We start from the raw sequence: 21,177 nt of genomic DNA on the forward strand, positions 1-21,177 counted from the left end.
CACCTACCGGGAAGGTAACCGGGAATTCACCGAATCAGTGACTCAGCAAGGCACTGAACTGACCAGCGGCGGCATACTCACGGTTATCTCAACCGGCAGCATTCTTTTCCAGGCCACCAAACTGGCGGCTAAAGGGGCAATGGATGTCGCGGCACAAGGCGGTTACTTGTACGCTCAGGCGATGGAAGAATCCAGCCACTATGAGAAAACAGAAACCACGCGCAAATGGTATGGCAAAAAGAAAACCATTAAACACACCCGTCATGATGTTACTAACAAAGTGACTGAATTTACCGCCGGCGGCGATATTAACCTGTTAAGCCGGGATGACAGCACTTATGAAGCCAGCAAAATCGCCACCAATCAAAATGCCAAACTGACCAGTACTCACGGTCAGGTTAATTTTAAAGCAGTAAACAACAGCACCTTTGCGCAAACGATTACCCATTCCAAAGGGTTCTACATCAAGCAGACAGATAAAGGTTACACCGAAAATACATGGGTGCTTCCTGCTATTCATCTCGGTGGAAAACTCACTGTAGAGGCCGCCAACGGTGTCAGCGCAGATATTAAAGCTAAAAATGGTCAGTCATTACAGGCTGTCGTCTCCGTCCTCGGTAATACCCCGGAAACCGCCTGGTTGAAAGGACTGAATGAACGTCAGGATGTTCAATGGAACTTAGTCAAAGATGCGTATGACAGCTGGGATTATAAGAGCCAGCATCTGAACCCGGTGGTTTCGGCGGTCATCGCGATTGCCGTGGCTACCGTGACGGCAGGCACAGGCATAACGGCTTCGGTGGCCGGATCAGCAGCAGGCACGGCAGGTTCAGCGGCGACGGCAGCGGGGGCAACCGCCAGCACCGCTGCTACTGTGGGCTCAATGGCTTACGGCGCGACGGCTTCCGGCATGGCGGCTCTGGCCTCTCAGGCAGCGGTCGCCCTGGTAGATAATCAAGGTGACCTGTCCAAAACCTTAAAAGCGATGGGAAGCAGCGATACCGTTAAATCAACCCTGACTTCAATGGCGATGGGTGGCGCACTGGCGGGCTTTGACACGGTAATGGGATGGGATGAAGCAGCGAATAGCGCAAAACTGGATCCATCAAAGGCGAAGTTACCTTCCTTGAGCAACGGCGACTGGAGCAAAGTGGCTCAACGGGTTGCGGGTCAGTCCATTATCGGTGCCAGTCTGGGGACAACCATCAATGGCGGCAGCTTTAAAGATAACCTCACCACCGCATTACTTGCCAATATCGGCAATCAGATTAATACAGAAGGGGCCGGGCTGATTGGGGACAACGGGGAAATTCTGGGTGTGCCCGGTAAAGCCCTCAGCCATGCAGTGGTTTCTGCCCTGGCGGCGGAAATCGCGGGCGGTGATGCCAAAGGGGCGGCTGTGGGGGCGTTGGCCGCAGAACTGGCGGCAATTACAATGGAAAGCCGGCTATTTGAACCGTCATACAAGAATGAAGCCGAGCGACAAATTCATAAACTTCAAGAAGCGCTTACGGGTAATGAAGCTAAGACCCAAACAGCCAAATTTATCGGAGCGTTGTCAGGTGCCCTGATTAGTCATACACCCGAAGGCGCTTACAGTGCGGCTAACAGCGCAGAGATTGTCTATCGTAACAACATGACTGAGCATATGTTGCATCAGCTATCGGTTGATAATCAAAAAGATATCCTGGCGGCAGAGAAAGGGGATAAATCGGCGGCAGAACGCGTTATTGCGCGACGGGATGCCGCGATAACCGTGACCGCAGTGGCCGCAGGCGGATATGCTCTGACTTATGGTGGTTATATACTGGTGGCCGGATCGGCTGAAATGGCAGCGGCAGGGCGTATTGCGCTTGAAGGGTGTAAAACTAATCCGGCTCTGTGCCTGAATAACGTGGGCATTTTTGTTGCAGATGCCATTGCGCCGGAAGCGGCTGTTGGAACAGGAGTTTTAGCGACCGGAGCCGTAAAAGTATTAGGCAACACCCAAGAAGGTGCGAAAAATCTGGCAGGAGAATTGAGTCATGCCTCAAAACCACTGTTAAGCAATGCTAAACCTGATACCCATGCTGTAACTCGCTTGATTGAAAAAGAGAAGTTATATGCTGGAAAGGGGACGATTAACCAACAATACCTTAAAGAAATGTCTAAGAATGGTGTCAAATTTTCACCTGAAAATGTCTTAAGAGCTGAAAAGTTAGCTGATGGTAAAATAGTGTTTCTTGAGAAAGGTAATTCATCGGCGGGGCTTCAACATATTGTAGAACGCCATGCAAATGACTTTGCCAAAATAGGTGTTTCAGAATCACAAATACCAAATATAGTCATGGATGCTGTTTCTAAAGGAAAGGTTGTCGGTTATCAAGGAAAAGGTACTGGACGTCCGATTTATGAAATTACAATCAATGGACAAAAGCAACGAATAGCAGTGACTACTGGCAGTAATGGCTTTATTGTTGGTGCTAATCCAGCAGGGAGTAAATAGATGAAAAGAATAAAATTAATGGTTGATTACGATTGTTATCCATTATGGCTTGATTCAGATGATGAGATTGGGAATATTGATCCTGATGTTTTACCAATTAGTGATTCTCTCAAAGAGGAATTAAATAATTGGTCTAAACAATATGATGAAACATTAAATTTGGATGACCCTTTAAGCTCTGGATTTTCAACCCCAGAAGCAGAAATAGTTTTTAAGGAAAAAGGTCAATATCTGCGAGAAAAACTACAAACTGAATTGGGCAATGACTATGAAGTAGTATATCAATAATGATTACTAATCCCCCGATCGTTAGTGAACTACCCCCCGAATGTTAGACAAACATATAACATTCGGGGGCAGTTTATCCAATCGAGGGCTATACTCTTCTATTTTTATGACAACCGGTTTACCAGCATAAAAACCGAGTTGTTCCAGTCAGAGCCCTTTAATAGTGAGTTGAGGTCTGGGCACTGATTAGGCTATCCCCTAGAAAGCGTTTATAGTGCGGCTAACAGCGCAGAGCTTGTCTACCGTAACAACATGACTGAGCATATGTTGCATCAGCTATCGGTTGATAATCAAAAAGATATCCTGGCGGCAGAGAAAGGGGATAAATCGGCGGCAGAACGCATTATCGCGCGACGTGATGCCGCGATAACCGTGACCGCAGTGGCCGCAGGCGGATTTGCGTTGGCTTATGGCGGTTATATACTGGTGGCCGGATCGGCTGAAATGGCAGCGGCAGGGCGTATTGCGCTTGAAGGGTGTAAAACTAATCCGGCTCTGTGCCTGAATAATGTGGGCATTTTTGTTGCAGATGCCATTGCGCCGGAAGCGGCTGTTGGCACGGGCGTTTTAGCGACCGAAGCCGTAAAAGTATTAGGTAATACCCAAGAAGGTGCGAAAAATCTGGCAGGAGAACTGAGTCATGCCTCAAAACCACTGTTAAGCAATGCTAAACCTGATACCCATGCTGTAACTCGTTTGATTGAAAAAGAGAAGTTGTATGCCGGAAAGGAGACGACACAAGCTGGAAAAGATGCAGGTTCATTAACAGGATACCCAGCCAAAATATCTCCTAATGCTTCTACAGAACAAATACGTTCATTAACAAGGGAAAACGAGAGTGCCAAGATATTGGCTCAAAATGGCTATCATGTCGAACAAAATCCGAAAGTTATAGGAGATAAAAAACCCGATTATAAAGTAAACGGGGAAATTTTCGATAATTATGCCCCTAGCTCTAGCAGTGTTAGGAATATTTGGAGTGAAGTAAAAGGTAAAGTAGATGAAGGACAAACTAAAAATGTTGTCATCAATACATCAGATACTAAAGTGACTTTAAATGATTTAAAAAATCAATTCAGTAAATACCCAATTAATGGTCTTGATAAAGTCATAGTAATAGATAAATCTGGCAAACCAATTAAACTGAAATGAGGACAAAATGGCTATTAATTTAGTATGTTATACAACTATAGGACCCTTAACCTTACAAAATAAGGTAAATGAGCTTGTTTCTAAATATTCAAGTTTATTCCCTAGCGAGTATATTGTATATCCAGTTAGAGAACCAGATGAGATCCAAAAAGAGATTTCAAATGAAAACAATTTAGATCCTTTATCTATATTTAGGATTGCTATGAATAATAAAGAATCAAAAATATCTATAACAGATATGGCTAATTTATTAAAAAAAGAGTTAGGTGCTTCAAATATTATTGTTCTTTTTGAAGGTGAAATTTTAATTTAAATATTGTTCCCCCCGATCACCCATGAACTCCTACCCCGAATGGTTAGACAAACATATAACATTCGGGGGGAAGTTCATCCAATCGGGGGCTATATTCTTCTATTTTTATGACAACCGGTCTGCCAGCATAAAAACCGAGTTGTTCCAGTCAGAGCCCTTTAAGGGTGTAAAACTAATCCGGCTCTGTGCTTGAATAATGTGGGCATTTTTGTTGCAGATGCCATTGCGCCGGAAGCGGCTGTTGGAACAGGAGTTTTAGCAACTGGAGCCGTAAAAGTATTAGGTAATACCCAAGAAGGTGCGAAAAATCTGGCAGGAGAATTGAGTCATGCCTCAAAACCACTGTTAAGTAATGCCAAACCTAATACCAATACCGTAACTGGCTTGATGGAAAAAGAAGCGTTGTATATAGAGCGCAACTCGGCAACAGCGACTGTCAGCGCTTCAGAAACCGGTATCCAATGGGGCAAGGGTAATATGAAGCAAGGTATGCTTTGGGAAGACTATGTAGGAACACAGCTTCCTGCCGATGCCAGATTACCGAAGAACTTTAAGACTTTTGATTATTATGATGGTGTAACCAAAACAGCAATCAGTGTGAAAACTATGGATACACAAACTTTGTCAAAACTGACCAAGCCAAATCAGATATATAGCTCGCTCAAAGGAAATATTGATGCTGCTTCGTTGTTCAAGACTTATACTTTATTAGATAGGAAATTGAATACTTCAATGATTGCTAATAGAGAAATCAGATTAGCCGTTCCGGCGAATACAACAAAGGCTCAATGGTCAGAAATAAATCGGGCTATTGAATACGGGATAAATCAGGGTGTTAAGGTCACAGTAACACAGGTGAAATGATGATGTTCAACAAAGATCAGGATTATTGGGCTGGTTGCTACAGCACGAAAGAGTTTTTACTTATTGAGACTTATTCTGGATTGGGAATGGTTGGGGTCGATCCTTTATTTCCCCGCCATCTACTTACACCGGATGCTAATAATAGAGATATCGGTGAAACACTGATGCAAGCTCTGTCAGATAGTCGAACATTAACTTCTCTTGATGAGCGTGTAGTTTTCTTTGATCTTGTAAAGGGAAAAGAGAGATATAACGAAAAAGTAGGCATGCTCATGGAGAGGTATGGTTATAAAACTAAACGCGCCTTATTCAAGGGCATGAAAAACTGCACTATTCATTGTATTAATGGCTTAATAAGCATTCAGCCAAGTTACCACGAAAAGCTTGAAGCTTGGAGCGGTAGCAGAATTAAAGAATCTGATTATGTTGTTCTTCCGATAGATAGTTCTTCGGAGGAAATTGGAGCAGCTCTTAGATTAGCTCTTAGTCGCTGTATCGGTTAAATCAAGATCCCAGCCATAAAAAAGCTGGGATTTTTTTCCCTTTTTGGACGATTGGCAAGCTGTTTTCTTTTCAGTGATTAGTTATCTGAGGATAAAAAAACAGGCATCCATTAATGTCAGATTTTGAAAAGGTACAGAGTGACTAAAAACGGCTTATTCCCTGTCATGTTTAATGTATTTATCAACAATGCTACCCTCCGCTTTTTTTACATTTACCTAACCTACCATGACCATTTAAAAGCACGAAAACAGAGATATTAAAACTTTTGTATAAAAAACGGATTTAACTATAAGTGCAACTTTTTAAAATGACATTAATTAAATTTAATCGAAGTCCATTAACCATTAAAAGAAAGTTAAAAATAAATCAACGAGAAAAAGAGTATTGTCCGAAAAAACATAAAAGAGTATCTATAATCAACATTGATTAAACGTAAAAAACAATATGCCATGATGATTAAACTTAATAAAAATCAAGTATTAAAAGCAGTAAAAACAACGACTAAAACATTATTATACTAGTTAAAACCAGAGGTTAAGAAATGGCTTTTAATAACAACTAAAAACCCAACTATCATAAATCCACCAATGAAAATGAGAAAAACAATTGGCTTTATTAATGCTTTATATACCCTATAAAAAAGGATAAATAAAAATATAAATCGGTTAATCAAATAATCTATTTTCCAAAATAGACCTATTTTAATAACGTTTTCAATTGGGGATAAATTTTTCATAAGCCCGTTAAATAATCATTCATAAAATACATTAAATACGCCCGTTTAAACCTGTTTTACACTATTTTAGCCCGTCAAACAGCCTTGTTTTTTTACAGTTTTATTTAAATAATGTCTTAAATGTTATTTAACGATAAAATCAATTCATATCGTTATTTTCCAAAGCTATTTTCGTGATTTATTATCGTTTAAATACCTATTTAATCATTATAACCTTTCAGGCTAATTAATTCGCCAGACTTTTCATTATTATTGATGCAATAAATCGTTATTAAATGAATTTACCGAGATATTTAAACATCATTTAAATAAACATGGATAAATGGGATTAAGCTAAAAGCTAAAATCATATAACGAGCCTATTTTATTAAATAAACGATTTTATTTTTATGACTCCAATCTTTTAAAAATGACATTAACTAAATGCACATACTATTTATTACGCTAAAATAGCCATTTTAATGAAGACAAGAAAAAAAATCCATTAACCCGTAAAACAAATATCAAATATAAAACAAACCTCTTTTTAAAAAGTTAAAAACTTTTTATTTAAAACTATGCTTTGAAAAACCTGTAACATCAAACCCAACCTCAAATACGTGGCCTGAATTCACAGTGTCCATTACTCTGCAAGCACAAAACATTCATATTGTAACGATCATTCATAAATCCAGTCACTTCGCAGATTTCCGTCACCATTCGCCCGGGTTCCGTTGCAATCTTTTCTATCACGATCACCAGATTCACGCTTCTGGCGATCATCCAGCCGATCGTCCCGGGAGTAAAACCCTGCGCGGCTTCATCTTCATAAATGTAATGCGCCAATTTTTGCAACCCCTCTTCAGATGAGTTGGCATGTGTTGTCGTTACGCCTCCAGGATGCCCGGAGTTCCAACTTTTCAGCAAAGTATAAGCTTCACCACCACGAATCTCTCCTACCACGATACGGTCCGGACGCAAACGCATCGTCGTTCGCAGTAAACGGCGCATATCCACATCCTTACTGGTTCGTAACAGTGCTCGATTAGCATTGTTAAGCTGCAATTCCATCGTATCTTCAATCGCCACGATACGGTCACACGGGCATTGCAGGCTAATCTCATGCAAAATAGTATTCGTCAGCGTCGTTTTCCCGCTACCGGTACCGCCAACGATCAAGATATTCTTGCGCATAACCACCGCTTCACGGATTGCCTCAATCGGGTGCTCAAAGCTACGTTTGTGGATCGCTAGCCCGGAAGTTTGCCGCATGGCGCCAGCGCCTATCGGCTTAATAATGCCGCTTTTCCGGTAATCAGACAGCGATAATACAACGGGAGAGTGTTTGCGAATGGCAATAGCAGGCGCATTGGCAAGCGGAGACAATACGCCAGCAATACGGGCGCTGCCCAACGGAAATTCACCCTCAATCAGGCCCACATCGGTACCAATATCCGATTTTTGCAATGCAGCAGAAATAAGCAAAATCCGCTCCGCCGCCTCTGCCGGAAAATCGGATTGCGCTTCATTCATGTTCTGGTTATGCAATTCAATCCACAGTTTTCCATCAGGATTAATAATGATTTCCACCACATTCTTATCATCAAGCGCCTGGAGGATAATAGGCCCGCAAGCTTGTCTAAGCTCATCCAGCATTTCCTCACGACATGCACTATCCGTTCCCTCCGTTCCCTGAACTTCACGGGTTCCAGTTTCAATGTCCAGTCTGGTTTTCATCATTCATTTCAACGTTAAGCAGACGGTAGAGATAACGATTGTTCAATGGCATTTTCAATACCAGACACCGCCGTAACCACCAGCATCAACATACCACCAATCATAAGAATTGAAGCCAGCAGGAATCCGCGGGTGACTATCTGAACTTTGACTATCGTTTCATCCAACCAGTGCCGGGCAAACTTCGCCATCGACTGATCAAAACCCTGCAATCGTGACAATAGCCTCAGATAACTGATCGCCTCGTTATCGGGAAAACGATAACCCGTATCGCGCAGCGCCTCGCCAAAACCAGCCCCCAGTGAAATATGTTCGAGTGTGGCAGCAATACGCACATACAACCAACGCGAACCCGCCTGTTCCAACAGCAATTCCAGCGCCGATTGCAACATCATCCCTGAGCGGATCAGCAACGATACATTCAGTATAAACATGCTGCCATGAATGGTTCTGTACAGTGACCACGGCGGAAACTGGTCAAGCACCGTTCTCAACCGCCCGCCCAGAAAAGGCATCGATAATGACAATAAAACTATCAATATCACCAGAAATATCAGCGAATACAGCCCATAGTCATTAACAAATGTTCCCATCACATAAAGGGTATAAGCCGCGCCATCCCAGGTTTCCGGCTTAGAAACCGCCGCCAGTTTGGGAACCAGACTACCCGCCACAATGTGCAACAAGACGCATATCATCCCAATCAGTACCGCCGGATAAATAGAGGCGCCGATAACCGCATTGCGGATCTTGCTACCCGCTTCGATCATGGCGATCGCATCCATGAAAGCACTATGTATGTCGCCGGAGCGCTCGCCCGCAGCAATCACCGCGACTTCATTAGGACCAATCCATTGCTGTAAGCTCTCTGCCAAAGTGCTGCCCTCACTCACAGATTCATAGCAACGACTCAAGACCAACGCATAACCACCGTTGGGTTTCTGACCTTCATTGCTGGCGACATTATACATTTCGCGTAATGCATCAATCAGCATGACACGATTTTCCAGCATCATAATAAGATGCCCGTAGAAACGAATCCGCGCTTTCTTACCGAACTGGATCTTCGCCATTCGATAGTTCAGTCTTTCAATAAAATCGGTCAGGAACATAGTGTTTTACTCTATTTGATGGATCGTGGGGATAATCGGCCCCATGACGCGCTCTCCAGCACGGGGATCGATAATTCCGTCATTTATTTTGTAAATAAGTGCATCAATCTTGCTTAATCCGCCCATTTCCGTCATCCAATACCGGGTTGCCCCGTGATGATGACCGGTTCGATAAGCTTGCATTAAGCCCGGAGAAGTACGTACCACTTCAGCGACTACCGTTCGGCCCACGATGCCGCTCTGCTTGCAATAATCACAGCCTTCTCCCTGTAGGCAAACCGATTCCGGCTGGCAATAAAGATTCAACCGTTTTAACAGACGCCCGGAAATTTCCTGCTCATGTCCTTGCAAGGGAACTTTGCAACGAGGGCATAACACCTGAACCAACGATTGACTGACTAAACCAATCACTAACCGCGAATCCATCAACAGTGATTCCATTACCGCCTCATCCTGCAAACGGGGCAGGATCGCTAAAGCATCGTTTGCATGTATCGTGGTCCAAATGAGATGGCCTGTCATTGCAGCGCGGAACGTCATCTTTGCGGTAACCGCATCACGTATCTCGCCGACCATGATCACATCGGGATCGAGTCGCATCGCATCAGCGATTGCCATTGCCCATTCTTGTTCAACCACCACGCTATCGCCACGATCGCCGGTTATGGGTGACTGATTGGCACCTTCAATCTCATATTCAGGTGGATCTTCAAGCGTGAGCAAGTGAATCCCCGCTTGTTCAGCTATCAGCTTCTGCATCACAACTTTCAGGGTCGTGCTCTTGCCGCTACCGGTCGCACCGGACAAAAGCACGACCCCGGCCCGATGGTCCATCAGCTCTTCCAATATCTGACACTGCTCCGGCAAATAGCCAAGATCGCTCAGGGTGCACACCGTACCGGGGCTATCCGCATACAGCAACCTCAGTACCATTAACATGCCTCGATCAAGCGGACGGGTATTAATCCGCGCCCCAGAAAGCCCGCATTCGGTAAGAAACTCATCCTTCATGCGCGCACGCTGTGCCTGCATCGGCTTAAAAGTCGGCTCTGCCACGTCACACATACTTTGGTAAATCGTCGCACACAGTCGTAATCCTTCTTCCGGACGCAACTGCTCCACAGGCCGCAAATAACCATCAATACGACACCGGATCTCACAATAATTATGCCGGGCGACGATATGTAAATCCGACGCTCGCTCCTGCGTGGCTTCACTGATTAAGCGAATGATATAACGCTGAACATCGGACTCAGTGCCTCCCAACCCATGGCTATGATGATGACTCTTGCTAAGACGGTACAACTCCAATATGTTCCCCATCCCACAGGTGACTATCTGATAAATGAAACCGTGTCTTTTAACTGTTTCCTCATAAGCCAGTACATGGGGATCAAGCCGGTGAGAGGCTGACACAGCAAGCACGCATTGCCCCTGTTGCTGAGGTAACTCAATAAGGCATATCAAACTGCGATTCGCCAACTCTATTTCAAGTGCGCCGCTCAGGGCGGATAACACTTTCGCCCCCTGCCTGACCATACACAGCAGATCGGAACTTGTGATTACCATAGGAATTTCCACCTATCAGCAATTAACGACTTAACGGCAACGGCGGCGCAACCATTAAATCCAGACTATCCAATAACGACGCATCATTAGTCGCAGTCAGTCCCACATCATAGAATCGCCCCTGTTTGGTCAAAGTGACCACACCGTTATTAATGCGGATCACTTTGTAACCATTCGGCAACCGATCACCGGCTTTCACATCCATAATGCCTCCCGAACGAAACCGCAGCGTGGCAATCAGAGCACTGTTGCGCCCAAAGATTGACTTAACTAGAGGCAGATCATTATTAGCCACACCACTTTTATTCACGACGCTGGAAATTTTATCGAGTTCAGCCTGCGCATTTGCCCTGGCAGTCTCAGCTTTAAGTAACATCACCTCGGTCTGTAACTTTGCCAATTGTTCAGCAACACTGTCAGTCGTTGCCGCCGGCAATACCGGTTTCTGCACAACGGGCTTTGCCTGAACCGCCGGGATCTCAGTGGGTGATGTTTGTGCATATGCCAAGGAAAATACCGACACCACAAATACACTGATCATAAACTGACTAATTTTTTGCATAGAAAACTCCACTAAGCTCCCACTGAGGAAAACCATCAGATAACACAATTCTGGCACTGGTGACCCTCAACCCAGGGAGTGGCTTACCTGAAAACAAGGCATCCGGCGGTAATTGAGAAGAGAGCGTCCAGCTATAAGTCTGCCAGTCAGGGTTAGCCCACACATGAGTCTCTCCTTCTACCGTAGGAGGAGGGGGTGGCAGAACAGAAGCGCTTTCAGTTAAAACCGGAGGGGGCAAACCCAATGCCTGGAAATAAGACATTAACCCAATCAGCGCCTGATCTGACGACGGCAATGCGTCGTCGTCGCCTTCCGGCAGATCCTCACTCTGCTGATTGAACGGTATCAATACCTGTGCCTGCTCTCCCCCATTGGAAATCACAGGGCCAGACCGGAATATATTGATAGCAGCAACCTGAAAAATATTGATCGGCATCCCTTCATGACGCTGATAGCTCACGGAAACCGTATCAGTATCCAGGAGAATGGATTCAACCTGCCAACCAGCAAGGGATAAGGGAACCCTAGCTAAGGCTCTCTTCCATACAGAGAACTGCCATTCCATTCGTGGTTGTGTAAGCCACGGATGCGGCGGTGGAATTTCCACTTCATGGGGTACATCCGGTATGATCAATACCGTATTCTGCTCATAGATGTGCCACCCCCACCAGCCACCGACCAGCAAAAGCGCCAAACCCGTGGTCATGCCAAAGAGCTTAATTTGATACTTAGACATTTCACCGGTTAAACTTTCCAACTGACCGACAGATTTTTTCAATGCGGATTTCGGCAACAACTGCACCAACGGCATCTCCGGCCACAACGATTCAAACTCTTTCGGTGCATAAATCGCATTCCATACCCCGTTAGCGCCTTCTACCAACTGGACCGTATCACGCAACTTCGCTTCGATCTCTTCGCGAGGTCCGATCAAGTCACGCCCAGCCATTATTGCACCCTGATGTACCGCGACTAACGCATAATGCCCATCAGACAAACGAAACGCACCTATCCAGTTAGGTTTATCTACCACTTTGGCAAGGGCCGCGGCCAATGAATAATTACCCGGCGCCCCAACCTCCTTGGGTATATAACCGACCTGAATACCTTGCCCGACACGATGCCGGACAGCCAAGGTAAACCCCGCCGCAATCCCATTTCTGCGCATGTTAGAACGCGCTAACACAGTTACCGGTGGTCGCCAGATGATGCCTGCCACCAGAGTCTTACCATATAACTTGATTTGCATGACGTGCTCCACGTCTGTCTCTGTCTTGGTCAACTTTCAATCTACCACTATAGGGGTAATCATGACCACGATCACATTATGATTCCTTTTACCCTCGCGACTTCCCCCCAGGAACTGATTATCCGGGCTACCCAAGCCACTGCGTTCACTGGTATCCGACTGTTGCTCGAATCCTGACAGCACCAGGGTTTCACCTGAATGCAGCCGCACCTTCTGACTAAATGCACGTAAATCTATTGTCGGCAATTGCACCTGACCGGTCTCTTCCTTGCCAAATTTCGCCAGCTTTTTCAAATCGCTCAAACTAATGTTGTATTGCAACAAGATTTGCTTGTCGGCCATGGCATAAGGCAACATCAACATATTAAAACCGGTCGTCACTGTCGCGGGTTCAATCCCCACCGAAGTCCCGATTTGTGGTGTCAGCGTGCTAGAAATTGATGAAACATAACCGGTCTGGGTTGCCACCTGCATCGGTACCGCCTGTAAATTCAACGTGGTAACAGAGGGTTGAGTCACTATGGATACTTTGCCTTGAGCCGATAGCGCCTTAATCAGCAAAGTGCTGTCACTGAAGGGTCCTTTGAGAATGTGGATATTGGCATTGATACTTCCCTCATCAATAGCACTCGAGTTCTTATCAACCAATCCTATGTGAGCGCTTTTATAAGCCAACGACCAATCGACACCATACTGATCATCCCGATCAAACGTCAGATTAAGGATCTTGACATTAAGCACCACCTGCGTAGTCAGCAATTTATTCTGCTGATCAATATAATCTTTCACTCTGTCGAGTATTTCAGGTGAGTCGGTTACCGCCAATGATGCCGTTGCCATAGACAAGGTTAGATTACCTTCATCCGGCGTCAGCATCCCTGACACCGTTTTTTGGATCTCATCCATCACTGAACGTGTCAAAGACGTCGCAAGGGTTTGAGTACTACCGCTGTTACCACTATCAGTCCCACCGGCTCCACCACCGAACGTCGCACTGGTCGTCGCGGTCACGCTGGAAGACAACGCATCCGTACCCGGCAATGCATATATTTGAAACACCCTCGTCTCTGTTTTGAAAATAGACACTACGCCATTATGTACTTTCCAATGCAACCCTGATGATAAAATGACTGAATCGAGCAAACCCGCCAGAGATCCATGCCAATTCACATTGATTTTCAACGCTTCCGGTTCACTACCTTCAGATACTGGCTGTGTACCTGAATTGACAACCACCACCCCCCGCTCACTTCCCTTTTCACCCGATGACGAACTGGGATACGCCACAAGCCGCGCATCAGCGCTGATCACTACCGGTACACCGCAAATGCGTTTGACCTTGCCGGCAAACTCATTCAACGTCATCGGCTCTGCTTCCTGCAAGGTCAAGTTGCAGGAGACGGTTTCACTCTCCTTCTTCGATGGGATCTCCTTGGTTGACACCCAATAACCATGTTCATGAACATGCACCGCAGTGGCGGCGGCACTATTGCGTAATCCCTCAATAGTTTCGGTCGCATTCGCCATCTCAGTATCCGCCTGCTGATCGACCTTGTTGATTGCCGCACAACCTGACAGACCAGCAGCCATGCAAGACAGCAATATCAATCTGGAAAACGTCAAAAACTGAATAGACATGGTTATTACCCCTGAGCCTGTACATGAACAAGCCGCTGTTCCTGATAAATATCAACAGTAAAAGGACGGTTCGCCATGGTGTAAGCATCGAACAGCTCACTCATCGCCTGAATAAACGTCCCCTTGAAACGCAGGCCAGCCCGGATCGGAAAATCATAAGAGGCATCCCATACCACTTCATAGCCGGACCTGCTCGCCCATGCTTGCGTCACATCACGCAGAGTTTGCCCCGGAGTTGCTGCCCACACCGCAGCCAAAGGAGCCCGCGTTAGCACAGGTGTTGCGTAAACGGCGACATTCGATATACAAACAAGAGCCGTAAAAACATATGCGATTATTTTGTTCATTAGATCTTTCCAAAGAAAAAGAAGCAGCCAAACAACTTATTAATCAGCCAGTTACCCGAAAACCCCACTTACCGAATAGCAATTACAGTATTTCCACCAGCGCGCCGTCAGACACAAATTTCCGGACACCATCGGGTAATTGTCTGGCAAGCGGGCTGCCTATTCGTTTTCCTCTGCCGTCAATCAGACTGGAACCGTGCTTGAAACCAATCTGATCGGGTTCCGCCCCCCATCTCAGCAATTCCGCAAAAGCGCCATGTAGCAACACATTGTCACCGTAGCTGATATTTTTGCGGAAAATATAGACATGTGACCTTGAGATAAATGCTCCCCAGAGACACTTGCCAGACTTGCCAGAAAAGTTGTCACACCAAGCATCGGTGTTCACCCACTCCATGTGCATTGCGGTCAATACCTGCCGCATCTTCCGGCGCTTGACCTCTCCCTGAGCATGATGATTAAGCAGTTGCTCACTGGCTGAAGCATAACTACGAAACAACGCAGCCACATCCGTTCTGGCACGCACCGATTGCACACGGACTTCATGCAATAACTGACCGAAAATCAGCTGCATAAAAAATACGATGACGATCCCAACAATAGCTAATGACCACATTTTTGTTCTCCTGTAAGTTAAAGACAGCAGAAATTCACTAAACCAAACTCATTAATTCCAAATAACAAGGTGCACGGGAGGTGCCTGATCATCAGTTATCACTTCCCAAATAGGGTCGCTGTTTTTAGCAGAGTGAAATACGCTGGTAATGTTATATTTGCGGTGCGGCCCGGCAATGAATGTCACAGCACAAGACCCAGCATTGTGTAGGTGTATATTGGCACGGCCTTCCAGATAATCCGTCAATCCAGAATCCTGAAAAATTAGCGGTAAATCAAATTGTTGACTGTTACCATTTTTATCCGCTTCATACACGGCTAATACGCAACGCATATGATAACCATCAGAAAGCGGTGGCGTGGAGGCGGTGACTCGCACCGGAGAATCCGAATTATTGAAGAAAGGCTGACTGTTTGCCTTACCACCACTGCTGGCGTAATAGGTCGCTATCTCCCCCGTCAATTCAGGTTTCACCCCCGCCGCAGACCAATAGCCGCTGCCGATGCCCGCCTGTTTCGCAAACAACCTGCCACCGCCTCCGGTCGCCTCTCTCCATTGCAAAGCCGGAATACGGGCGCTTATTTGCTGACACACCAACAATTCTCCCTCCTTGCTCATGGATACATTACCCAACGCCGGACAATCACCACCGGCAAAGCTTCCGGTTTTGGTGTTTATCACTAAATTGTTGCCAACAACCACATCCTTATCTGCATGAACATCACCAACAGCCAAGGTACCTTTCCTATTAGAACTGGCGTTACCATCCAGGATAAACAACGTACCATGCGCCGGATTGACAACAATTTCCCCATCATCACCTTGCGCGACATAAGATTGTTTTTCCTGAAAACGGGAAGAAAAAGCCATCTTATTCACACCATTAACAACACCCGCACCTTGCATTGACAGCGTATCCACCTGATCAAGTCTATTACCGCCCATATTGATGCTGGTTTCCATCCGATTCCACTCAGGATGAGCGTCTATTTTTTGTCGGTGAAGCAAATCACCGGCTAATGTCCCTGGCCCATAGGTTGACGCGTCCCGGATGAACGGAGCATAAAAAATGCGTCCGATTTCATTAGGTTGCTCATGGAAGAAACCGGCAAAAGATTCAGGCGCATTGACCTGACCGTAGCTGTTCCAATAAGTGGCCGGATTATGACTGTCACGATCCCGGTAATCCAGGTAGAGACCGCCAACACCAATCAACTGCGCGATTTTCATCGAATGACCCGCAACATCCGGCGGCTTGCCGTCAGCCATTGCCGGAACGGTGTAAATCAACGGATCAATGCGTTTCTTGCCATTAGGCAACATAACAACACGTAATACGCCATCATATTTCTGACCCAGTGGATTGACCGTATTTTGGTCCAGTCCCGGGGGTAAATAGGGGAGCATTTCTGCCCAATTGATAGGCGCCGGAGTGGGCCCCTGACTTAAAGCGGTGTAATTATCATTCACATAATCCGCCACTGCATCGCCTAGATGCTGGATCTGCCCGGCAACCACCTGATTAACCAGCATATCACTCTGCCTGTTCAGATAAACCACACCAACCACCATCATTGACGCCAGCACCATCAGTGCAACCGTCACTTCCAGTAAAGTGAAACCTGCATTACGGCGGCGTATCATTAATATGGACACAGATTCATCATGCATAAATAGCCCTTCTTAAAAGTATGAACATTTATTTCATCCGATGAATTCTTTACCCAAAAGGGATTCCACCCAAAAGCGCTGCGCCGAGCTCATATCCGGCTATCGATGGAAAAACGCCACAAGTAATCCAGCCATCGCCAAACCCGGCCCGAAAGGTATCTGTGGGACCGTTTTAATTTTGCGTCGCCAGCGAATCACCAGATAAGTTATCAGCGTAAACTCTGCCGCCAGCAAAACCACTGATGGAAGCGCTTCCACCCCCAACCAGGCACCCAGCGCCGCCAGGAATTTGGCATCCCCCATTCCCAATGCATCACGTTGAGTCAATCGCTGGGCTATCCACTCAACCAGCCGGAAAAACAGGTATCCACAAGCCGCACCACTCACAGCCAAAGGCAGTGCCACAAATCCGGCGGATTGCAGATTGAACAGTAGCCCTAGCCACAACAAAGAAAGTGTCAGTTGATCCGGCAGCAACAAATATTCGAAATCTATTACCGCCAACGCTATCAACAAAGAACTCAGCACCAACAGCCCCAACAGCGAGTAGCTCCAGCCCATATCCAAAGCCAACAAAGAGAAAAGCACTGCCACCGTTCCCTCAACCAGCGGATAGCGGATTGAAATCATCCCGTTACAATATCGACAGCGCCCTTTCTGACATAAATAGCTCAACAGCGGAATGTTATCGCGGACCGCTAACACATGACGGCAACGTGGACAATGTGAACGGGGAAAACAGAGATTAAAGCCAGCCGCCTCATTATTGATTTCAGAGAAAATCATGATCGGCAGACGGCAGATCACCACATTCAAAAAACTGCCGACACACAACCCCAGCAACCCCGACGCCAGGACCAAACACCCCGCAGAAGATTGCAGCCATCCCATTACCATGATGATCTCCCGACATATTTAACGCAAAACGCGCCCCATTCAGTAAGGAAAACAAGCAGTGAGGAAACACCAACAAAACCAAAGCAGACCGGCCATTTTCCTGCACCACAGAAAGTGCAGCTTGAGAAGTCTTCAACAAGACGACCAAGCTACACATCACATAAAGACTGAATAAAATGACCTAACTGGCAGAAATAAACGTCACCGTATTGGCATCATTGGCATTACATGCGGTATTAATTTGAGCCAACGTCGAATCCGGCTTAATTTCCGTGGCCGACTGTTGCCCCTTCCCGCCACCCCCACCGACGGTCATTTTCGACCAACCCGCCACCCGCAACTTCAACGAAAGTTGCTGACAAGCCTCATCAGGCACATTCTGATACTCAATCTTAAACGTCTGAGCGGTCGCATCTCCCGGCGAAATAAGCACCTTGCCATTCCAACTATTAAAAATAATTCCGCTGGTACCATCCTGAGTCATATTGGCCGGAACAACCTTATAATGGATGGCAATCTTGTTATCCAAACTGTCATAGCCTTTGGCGCCGTTTTTAATTGACTTCAAATTTGCTGCCATCTGAGTAATATTCGACGATTCTGTTGAAATCTCCGACGCCCGGAACAACTTACCAATCCCCGCTGCGGCTGCGGCTAATATCACAATACCAACAATCATCACAACCAACGCTTCAATCAGCGTAAAGCCCGATTGACGCTTGGTTTTGAGTAACACACTGACTTTCTTATTCATGCTGATAACTCCAAAATCAAAATGATAGACGCGCTACAATGCGCGACTTCAGAACTGCCGCTTGAACTGAAAACTCACATGCTTACAAAAATAAATAAAACATATACGTTATAATCACATTAATCAAAATATTTATAAAATTTAAATATTTCAAATTGAAATAAATCTTATGCGTTATAATTTGAAAAATAAAATTGTTTAAAACGTTCAAAAATCATACTATCGATCGTTAAAAACTATCAAATATATTAATTTTCATCGTGAGTATCGATTAAAATTAATGATATAGCTCATTAAAAAATCAAAGGATTTTATTCTGTCAAATAGTTAGAAATGATTATTTATAAATATTTTTAATAAATTTAGCAGGGTTGTTGTTAAGCGTTACTGTTGTTCTACGTCTGTCACAGATCACATTTTGGTGAGAATGGGGGTGGGATACTTCCTATTATCGGCAGATAAAATCCACCAACTTAATGCTGGAAAACCGTTGAGCAGGATTTTGAAGCCGCCAGAAACTCGTCAACGGCTAAAAATGATGTTTGAAATTTTCTATGACTAAAAAACAAACCCTATCTTTTCAATAGAGTTTGTTAACTAGGGTGAGATCGCGAACGTTATTTAATCAAAATCGTTCAGTTTGACCCACGGAGCAACTTATGATCTCATACTCCTTTTTTCAGGAGTGCCCCCATGAATATCGACGCTTTTTCTGACCATGTGCGCTGTTATCGCCGGTGCTGAAGGATGGGAAGATATTGAAGATTTCGGGAAAATGTGCCTCGATTGGCTTCAGCAAAAGGGGCTGTTTCAAACAGGGTTGCCTGTTCATGACATGATTAGTTTCACTACTCAACCGCATTCAATACCATCCTATTCATTAGAAGAAAAGAAAATCATCAATCACATTAACAAATATATCGATAAATATGATTCAAACCGACCATTTAAAGATCTAGAGCACAATATTATCAGGCATGGTCCTCAAGTAAGCTACCCTGCTTTTGCGATGGATAAAGAAAAAAAAGAAATAAAGAAACACGGCGGAATTGTTAAAGCAGTTGCTGAACCAGGCGAATTTCCGGTTGCTATCGTCAGTAAAGGGAAATAGACAATTGCCAATAATATCGATGAACTGAATCAGTTTTATAATAGTATTGGCGCAAAAATGAAAGTGAGCTGGAAACCAGGCGCAGAAAATCCCGGATTCGTTTCCAATCCACAAAAGCCGGGAATGGCCCGATTTAGCCGGAAAAAATAAAATAAATTATTATCACGTCAACAACGTCCTGCAAAATAAATCACTATACCCTATGGATTTCAAGATAATAGATCATCTGGAGGGAACTCAGTCCAATTTTTGCGATCTGAACATCCAAGATTAACGGAAATATAAGTAATCGATATTTTGATAAAGGGATTATTATGCGAATGCAAGTTAAAAACTGATTGAAATGAATGACTTTCATAAAGTCATTGTTGTAAATATAATATTTTCTCGTTTTTCCTTTTCTGATATTTTATTCTTTAGGCTCTTCTATTAATTCATTCGGTAAAGATTTGCCTGAGGAAATCTGAGACAATGTTTTTTGTAACTTGGTAGAAATACTATACCTTGGCAATGAGTGGTAATGACTACCTGATAAGACAGAGAAACAGATTGTGGCAAAGAAAGAAAAACGACCTCACCATGACGCGTTATTCAAGCATTTTTTAACGCAGCCCGAAACGGCCAGGGAATTTTTATCCCTTTATCTGCCCGAAGAGATCCAGCTGTTATGTGATTTAGCCACATTGAAACTGGAGTCCGGCAGTTTTGTGGACCGGCATTTACGTCAACTGCACAGTGATGTGCTCTACTCGGTTGAAACGGCTCGGGGACAGGGCTATATCTATTGTCTGATTGAACATCAGTCCACTCCTGACCCGCTGATGGCCTGGCGGCTAATGCATTATGCCATGTCAGCTATGGCGGCTCACCTGAAAAAAGGCCATACTGAGCTCCCTTTGGTGGCGCCTCTGCTGTTTTATCATGGTGAGATTCGGCCGTATCCTTACACAAACCGGTGGCTGGATTGTTTTACGCTCCCAGAACAGGCTGCCCGCTTATACCGTCAGGCGTTTCCGTTGGTGGACGTCAGTGTACTCAGCGATGAAGAGATCCTGACGCATAAAGGCGTTGCCCTGATGGAGCTGGTGCAAAAACATATCCGCCGACGGGATATGCTGGAATGGGTCCCCCAATTGGTGGAACTCCTGAATGCAGGGTATAATACAACCGAGCAGCGCAATGTGGTGCTACGCTATATTTTACTGAATGGGCATACGCTGGATCTCTCCCAATTTGTCCATCAACTGATTGAACAATCTCCGGAGCATGAAACGATGTTGATGACTATTGCAGAACAGCTTGAACAAAAAGGGCTTGAGCAAGGTATTGAGCAAGGCCGAGAGGAAGGTATTGAACTAGGCCGAGAGAAAGGTAAAGTGGAAACGGCTCGGGCCTTATTACGGCATGGCGTGAGTTTGGACATTATTGTTACCAGTACCGGGCTGAGCCGGGATAAAATTGAAGCGTTAAAGCATTAAATTAATCTTCTCTTTTACAGCAAAATGCCGATATTCAAAATCGGCATTTTTGTTCTTATTTATACCCTATGGATGACGGGGATAGACAATGAGTAGTAATGACTCCCTGATAAGA

At 45.1% G+C, this 21,177-nt stretch carries 18 protein-coding genes and 1 pseudogene; 8 read left to right on the top strand and 11 right to left on the bottom strand.

Features of this window, described 5'->3' with window-relative positions:
* The 6 genes from LGZ99_RS24650 to LGZ99_RS03905 all read left to right on the top strand — a co-directional run.
* Positions 1–2,485, top strand: a 2,485-nt coding sequence (locus LGZ99_RS24650) for a DUF637 domain-containing protein (protein WP_315903458.1), incomplete at its 5' end; no start/stop codon positions are given.
* Positions 2,486–2,773 (top strand): immunity protein CdiI family protein, encoded by a 288-nt coding sequence (locus LGZ99_RS03885; RefSeq protein WP_023046543.1) that lies wholly within the window; start codon positions 2,486–2,488, stop codon positions 2,771–2,773. It begins immediately after the preceding gene.
* 252 nt (positions 2,774–3,025) lie between these two features.
* Positions 3,026–3,925, top strand: a complete 900-nt coding sequence (locus tag LGZ99_RS03890; protein ID WP_152552770.1) for a CdiA C-terminal domain-containing protein — start codon at positions 3,026–3,028, stop codon at positions 3,923–3,925.
* Positions 3,926–3,932: 7 nt separating this feature from the next.
* Positions 3,933–4,238: a CDI system immunity component gene (locus LGZ99_RS03895; RefSeq protein ID WP_023046632.1), complete on the top strand. Its 306-nt coding sequence runs from the start codon at positions 3,933–3,935 to the stop codon at positions 4,236–4,238.
* A gap of 198 nt (positions 4,239–4,436) precedes the next feature.
* Positions 4,437–5,102, top strand: a complete 666-nt coding sequence (locus tag LGZ99_RS03900) for an endonuclease toxin domain-containing protein (protein WP_051769746.1) — start codon at positions 4,437–4,439, stop codon at positions 5,100–5,102.
* On the top strand, positions 5,102–5,605 hold the full coding sequence (locus LGZ99_RS03905) for a contact-dependent growth inhibition system immunity protein (protein WP_036841259.1): 504 nt from the start codon (positions 5,102–5,104) through the stop codon (positions 5,603–5,605). The genes LGZ99_RS03900 and LGZ99_RS03905 overlap by 1 nt, the downstream gene beginning before the upstream one ends.
* A gap of 1,328 nt (positions 5,606–6,933) precedes the next feature.
* Here the strand turns inward: LGZ99_RS03905 and LGZ99_RS03910 are convergent.
* The 11 genes from LGZ99_RS03910 to LGZ99_RS03960 all read right to left on the bottom strand — a co-directional run bounded on the left by LGZ99_RS03910 (position 6,934) and on the right by LGZ99_RS03960 (position 18,473).
* Complete coding sequence (locus LGZ99_RS03910) at positions 6,934–8,058, bottom strand: ATPase, T2SS/T4P/T4SS family (RefSeq protein WP_051769744.1); 1,125 nt, start codon at positions 8,056–8,058, stop codon at positions 6,934–6,936.
* A 14-nt stretch (positions 8,059–8,072) separates the two neighbouring features.
* Positions 8,073–9,170, bottom strand: coding sequence for a type II secretion system F family protein (locus tag LGZ99_RS03915; protein WP_021325170.1), 1,098 nt, complete (start codon positions 9,168–9,170; stop codon positions 8,073–8,075).
* 6 nt (positions 9,171–9,176) lie between these two features.
* On the bottom strand, positions 9,177–10,739 hold the full coding sequence (locus LGZ99_RS03920) for a GspE/PulE family protein (RefSeq protein WP_023046327.1): 1,563 nt from the start codon (positions 10,737–10,739) through the stop codon (positions 9,177–9,179).
* Positions 10,740–10,761: 22 nt separating this feature from the next.
* Complete coding sequence (pilP, locus tag LGZ99_RS03925; RefSeq protein WP_051769742.1) at positions 10,762–11,301, bottom strand: type IV pilus biogenesis protein PilP; 540 nt, start codon at positions 11,299–11,301, stop codon at positions 10,762–10,764.
* The gene (gene pilO2 / locus LGZ99_RS03930; protein ID WP_081858361.1) at positions 11,288–12,550 is read right to left on the bottom strand and encodes a type IV pilus inner membrane component PilO; all 1,263 of its coding nucleotides are present in this window, start codon (positions 12,548–12,550) and stop codon (positions 11,288–11,290) included. Before pilO2 ends, pilP begins: the two co-directional genes overlap by 14 nt.
* A gap of 36 nt (positions 12,551–12,586) precedes the next feature.
* A complete protein-coding gene (gene pilN, locus LGZ99_RS03935; RefSeq protein WP_021325168.1) occupies positions 12,587–14,188 on the bottom strand; it encodes a PilN family type IVB pilus formation outer membrane protein in 1,602 nt (533 codons plus the stop codon).
* 5 nt (positions 14,189–14,193) lie between these two features.
* Positions 14,194–14,535, bottom strand: a complete 342-nt coding sequence (locus tag LGZ99_RS03940) for a toxin co-regulated pilus biosynthesis Q family protein (protein WP_262978861.1) — start codon at positions 14,533–14,535, stop codon at positions 14,194–14,196.
* 82 nt (positions 14,536–14,617) lie between these two features.
* Entirely contained in the window at positions 14,618–15,151 is a 534-nt protein-coding gene (locus LGZ99_RS03945) for a hypothetical protein (RefSeq protein ID WP_021325166.1), read from the bottom strand.
* Between the two features lie 51 nt (positions 15,152–15,202).
* A complete protein-coding gene (gene pilV / locus LGZ99_RS03950) occupies positions 15,203–16,822 on the bottom strand; it encodes a shufflon system plasmid conjugative transfer pilus tip adhesin PilV (protein WP_021325165.1) in 1,620 nt (539 codons plus the stop codon).
* 99 nt (positions 16,823–16,921) lie between these two features.
* Positions 16,922–17,719, bottom strand: coding sequence for a prepilin peptidase (locus LGZ99_RS03955; protein WP_031281658.1), 798 nt, complete (start codon positions 17,717–17,719; stop codon positions 16,922–16,924).
* 181 nt (positions 17,720–17,900) lie between these two features.
* A complete protein-coding gene (locus LGZ99_RS03960) occupies positions 17,901–18,473 on the bottom strand; it encodes a type 4 pilus major pilin (protein WP_021325162.1) in 573 nt (190 codons plus the stop codon).
* Between the two features lie 706 nt (positions 18,474–19,179).
* Here LGZ99_RS03960 and LGZ99_RS03965 point away from each other — a divergent pair.
* Positions 19,180–19,317: pseudogene (locus LGZ99_RS03965) on the top strand (transposase family protein); the annotation flags it as partial.
* A gap of 818 nt (positions 19,318–20,135) precedes the next feature.
* Positions 20,136–21,062: an Rpn family recombination-promoting nuclease/putative transposase gene (locus tag LGZ99_RS03970; protein ID WP_262978862.1), complete on the top strand. Its 927-nt coding sequence runs from the start codon at positions 20,136–20,138 to the stop codon at positions 21,060–21,062.
* Positions 21,063–21,177: the final 115 nt, after the last annotated feature.

The organism is Photorhabdus temperata (genome assembly GCF_025384845.1).
In the GTDB taxonomy this organism is placed as follows: Bacteria; Pseudomonadota; Gammaproteobacteria; order Enterobacterales; family Enterobacteriaceae; genus Photorhabdus; species Photorhabdus temperata.

Excerpts from the sequence above, each read along its gene's own strand:
- LGZ99_RS03885 (WP_023046543.1), top strand. The coding sequence starts at position 2,486 with ATGAAAAGAATAAAATTAATGGTTGATTACGATTGTTATCCATTATGG.
- LGZ99_RS03890 (WP_152552770.1), top strand. The coding sequence starts at position 3,026 with ATGACTGAGCATATGTTGCATCAGCTATCGGTTGATAATCAAAAAGAT.
- LGZ99_RS03895 (WP_023046632.1), top strand. The coding sequence starts at position 3,933 with ATGGCTATTAATTTAGTATGTTATACAACTATAGGACCCTTAACCTTA.
- LGZ99_RS03905 (WP_036841259.1), top strand. The coding sequence starts at position 5,102 with ATGATGTTCAACAAAGATCAGGATTATTGGGCTGGTTGCTACAGCACG.
- LGZ99_RS03910 (WP_051769744.1), bottom strand. The coding sequence starts at position 8,058 with ATGAAAACCAGACTGGACATTGAAACTGGAACCCGTGAAGTTCAGGGA.
- LGZ99_RS03915 (WP_021325170.1), bottom strand. The coding sequence starts at position 9,170 with ATGTTCCTGACCGATTTTATTGAAAGACTGAACTATCGAATGGCGAAG.
- LGZ99_RS03920 (WP_023046327.1), bottom strand. The coding sequence starts at position 10,739 with ATGGTAATCACAAGTTCCGATCTGCTGTGTATGGTCAGGCAGGGGGCG.
- pilP (WP_051769742.1), bottom strand. The coding sequence starts at position 11,301 with ATGCAAAAAATTAGTCAGTTTATGATCAGTGTATTTGTGGTGTCGGTA.
- pilO2 (WP_081858361.1), bottom strand. The coding sequence starts at position 12,550 with ATGCAAATCAAGTTATATGGTAAGACTCTGGTGGCAGGCATCATCTGG.
- pilN (WP_021325168.1), bottom strand. The coding sequence starts at position 14,188 with ATGTCTATTCAGTTTTTGACGTTTTCCAGATTGATATTGCTGTCTTGC.
- LGZ99_RS03940 (WP_262978861.1), bottom strand. The coding sequence starts at position 14,535 with ATGAACAAAATAATCGCATATGTTTTTACGGCTCTTGTTTGTATATCG.
- LGZ99_RS03945 (WP_021325166.1), bottom strand. The coding sequence starts at position 15,151 with ATGTGGTCATTAGCTATTGTTGGGATCGTCATCGTATTTTTTATGCAG.
- pilV (WP_021325165.1), bottom strand. The coding sequence starts at position 16,822 with ATGCATGATGAATCTGTGTCCATATTAATGATACGCCGCCGTAATGCA.
- LGZ99_RS03955 (WP_031281658.1), bottom strand. The coding sequence starts at position 17,719 with ATGGTAATGGGATGGCTGCAATCTTCTGCGGGGTGTTTGGTCCTGGCG.
- LGZ99_RS03960 (WP_021325162.1), bottom strand. The coding sequence starts at position 18,473 with ATGAATAAGAAAGTCAGTGTGTTACTCAAAACCAAGCGTCAATCGGGC.